This window comes from bacterium, from assembly GCA_041648665.1.
Taxonomy (GTDB): Bacteria; UBA10199; UBA10199; order 2-02-FULL-44-16; family JAAZCA01; genus JAFGMW01.
Window position 1 is genome coordinate 1 of record JBAZOP010000184.1, and the last position, 3,100, is coordinate 3,100.

A 3,100-nucleotide genomic window follows, 5' to 3' on the forward strand; every position below is an offset into this window, starting at 1 on the left:
GCGCCCTACGCGGCCAAGAGCGCTCGCAGCCGCGGCCGCGTGCACAAGGAGCCCGAGTGCGAGTTCCGCACCTGCTTCGCGAGGGATCGCGACCGAATAGTCCACTGCGAGGCTTTCCGCCGCCTGGAGTACAAGACCCAGGTCTTCGTCAACCACGAGGGGGATTACTACCGCACCAGGCTCACGCACACGCTCGAGGTGGCGCAGATATCCAGGGGGCTCGCGCGCACGCTCCGGCTCAACGAGGATCTCTCCGAGGCGATCGCGCTTGCTCACGACCTCGGCCACACGCCGTTCGGCCATCGCGGCGAGACCGCGCTCAACGAACTGATGGCGAACCACGGGGGCTTCGAGCACAACCGCCAGAGCTACCGCGTGGTCACGCTGCTGGAGCGCCGCTATCCCGATTTCCCAGGCCTCAATCTCTCCGCCGAGGTCCTCGAGGGGCTGCTCAAACACGCGGGCGAGTACGATTCCCCGGAGCTGGGCGGCCTAGCGGTGGATATGAAGAGATATCCCTCGCTCGAGGCGCAGGTGGTGAACGTGGCGGACGAAATCGCCTACATGAACCACGACCTGGACGATGGGCTCGAGTCCGGCATGCTGAAGACGGCCGATCTCGACAACGTCGAGCTCTGGAAGCGGGTCAACTCTGAAGTCTCGAAGGATCACCCCGGTATCGCGCCCAAGATGCAGAAGAGCCAGGCGATCAGGAGGCTCATACACCTGCTGGTCACAGATCTTCAGGACGAGACGAGGCGGCGCATAGGGGAGCTGGGGATCGCCTCGACGGAGGACGTCGCAGCGACTGCGGAGCCGGCCGTGGCGTTCAGCGACAAGATGAAGGTGACGACAAAGGGGCTCAAGGACTTCCTCTTCGCCAACCTCTACCGCCACTTCCGCGTGGAGAGGATGGCGGACAAATCGAACCGCATCCTCTCGGCCCTGTTCAACACATACCTCAACAATCCGAAGGTCCTGCCTCCCTCGATCGAGCGCGCTATCCGCGAGGAGGGGCATGCGGAGCGCAGGGTCTGCGACTACATCGCCGGCATGACCGATCGCTTCGCGCTGGGCGAATACGCCAAACTCTTTGATCCGGACGAAAAGGTCTGACGCGCTGCATATTGTCGATCGAACTCATCTCTGCGAAAACCCGGGCATCCTGAAAGGAGGGATTTTATGAAGAAAACGATCCTTGCCTTTGCAGCCCTGGCCGTGATGTTCGTCTCGGCCGCCTCGCAGGCGGACGATTCCTGCTCCAACTCGGTGAGCGCAGGCGTGCGGCTCATCGCGCGCTTTGTCACCCTGCCTGACGCGCCTTCGTACGAAGCGAAAGGGGAGGGCGCGATCTGTTACTCCGTAGACGGCAAGGGCGCTGCGGTCGTGGCCGCCTCGGTGCCGAGACTTGCGTTCCATGAGAAGGATCTGCCGACCGGGCTGGGGGAGATCTCGGGCTTTGTGGAGCCGATGCCGGGCGTGGACCCTGTGATCTCGTGGGAGAAATTTCCTGAGGTGAGGCTCGCCAACGTGGACCTTCGCGTGCGCGCGTTCAAGGGCGCTCTCTCCCCGGACGGCGCAGGCCCCGAGCCGTTCATCGACATCATACTCCCCAGGATGGAGTTTCGGACCGGGCCGATCGAGGTCGAGGGCGTGGAGTCCATGGGCTTTGTTGACGCAGACACACTCACCGCGCAGCTGGTCGCAAGCGTAGTCCTGCCGGAGGACGATGATCCGCTCTACTCTGAGTGGCTCGCTGGACAACCGGTGCTGTGGGAGCTCGTGGTGCAGATGAAAAATCCGTATCAGAAGGATTAATCGACCGGTCTTACTTTCTTTGTCGCCTTCTCCATCGACTCTATCTCTGCGCAGTAGCGTTTGAGTATTGAATCCGCGAGCGTGCGGGGGTCGATGCCGTAATCGGAAAGCCCCTTTGTCGGCACGGGAGTGCCGTCGCTGCGGATGTTGATCGCAAAGTGTATGAGCGTGGAGCGAGGGGAGCTCGTGGCGATGGAGACCGAGAGTTTGCGATCGCCCTCATAGATGTCGTCTCCCTTTCTCTCGATCCTCGCGCTTGGTGCGCGTCCGACGATCTCCTCGGCCGCGATCGCGACGAGCAGCCTTTGCCGCGCGACTGCGAGGGGCAGGTCGCGCTCCTCGTGTTCGGCGATGAAGTGGAGCATCTCGTTTGAGAAGATCGGGGCGTTCGCTGCGACATCTTCGAGATCGACCATGTTCTCGATCGGGACATCGGCAGGGCCTGCGAACGAGGCGATCGCGCTCCCGGCAAGCCTTGTCTGGCTCTTAACCCAGCCTGATCTCAGCTGCGTGCCGTCGTAGAGGGTTTTGTTTTCTATCCATGCGCCTTTCATCTGTGTCACCTTGTCCCTTGTTCGAACCTCTCCTTGATAGTATCGAATGCGTCGTTTGCCTTGAATGCCCTGATCGTGCGCGCGCAGGACTCGCATCTGCCGCAGAGTTTCTCCTTGCCTTCGTAACAGCACCAGAACGAGTCCGGCCCGAGCTTCAGTGCGATGAATTCCCTGGCGATTGCTTTCTTGTCCATGTCTTTGGTGGGGCAGAGGATCTCCACCTTGTTCAGGGTGGAGAAGGAGAGCGCGCCTTCGGTCGCCTCCATGAACGGAACGCCGTTGTCAGGGAAGGTCTCGGCCTCTTCTCTGTTGAACCCAGCGATCACGTGCTTCGCCCCCATCCCCTCTGTGAATGATGCGGCGATCGCGACAAAGAGACCGTTGCGATTTGGGACCCACACAGCCTCAGCCCTCTCGCGTGCGCTTGATTCCAATCCTTTCGGCTCCACGGCCGGGAGTTTCGCGTCTTTGTGCGTGAGCGGGCTTTTGCCCAGCTCCGCGAGCCACGGCAGGGCGATCGAACGATGCTCGATACTGTGCTCTCTGCAGAATGCTGCGGCAGCCTCTTTCTCTTGCCTCGCCGCCCTCTGGCCGTAGTCAAAGGTCAGCGCGAGCGCGATATCGCAGCTCCGCATGGCCAGCGCCACGGCCACAGAACTGTCCAGCCCGCCCGAGTGCAATGCTATGGCCCTGTCTCTCATCTTTCTCCGTAATAGGTGGCCGAATGG

General features: G+C 61.6%; 4 protein-coding genes. 2 read left to right on the forward strand and 2 right to left on the reverse strand.

The features are described from left to right. Both WC683_20400 and WC683_20405 read left to right on the forward strand, forming a co-directional pair. A partial coding sequence (locus WC683_20400; protein ID MFA4974972.1) for a deoxyguanosinetriphosphate triphosphohydrolase occupies positions 1–1,116 on the forward strand: 1,116 nt, incomplete at its 5' end. A gap of 66 nt (positions 1,117–1,182) precedes the next feature. Next, positions 1,183–1,818 (forward strand): hypothetical protein, encoded by a 636-nt coding sequence (locus tag WC683_20405; protein ID MFA4974973.1) that lies wholly within the window; start codon positions 1,183–1,185, stop codon positions 1,816–1,818. Here the strand turns inward: WC683_20405 and WC683_20410 are convergent. Both WC683_20410 and queC read right to left on the reverse strand, forming a co-directional pair. After that, positions 1,815–2,372, reverse strand: a complete 558-nt coding sequence (locus WC683_20410; protein MFA4974974.1) for a DUF366 family protein — start codon at positions 2,370–2,372, stop codon at positions 1,815–1,817. The genes WC683_20405 and WC683_20410 overlap by 4 nt on opposite strands. A gap of 5 nt (positions 2,373–2,377) precedes the next feature. Next, positions 2,378–3,100 (reverse strand): 7-cyano-7-deazaguanine synthase QueC (gene queC / locus WC683_20415; protein ID MFA4974975.1); only part of this gene is annotated, 723 nt, incomplete at its 5' end.

What these genes read in the sequence shown, in the direction of transcription:
- WC683_20405 (MFA4974973.1), top strand. Translation starts at nt 1,183, where the DNA reads ATGAAGAAAACGATCCTTGCCTTTGCAGCCCTGGCCGTGATGTTCGTC.
- WC683_20410 (MFA4974974.1), bottom strand. Translation starts at nt 2,372, where the DNA reads ATGAAAGGCGCATGGATAGAAAACAAAACCCTCTACGACGGCACGCAG.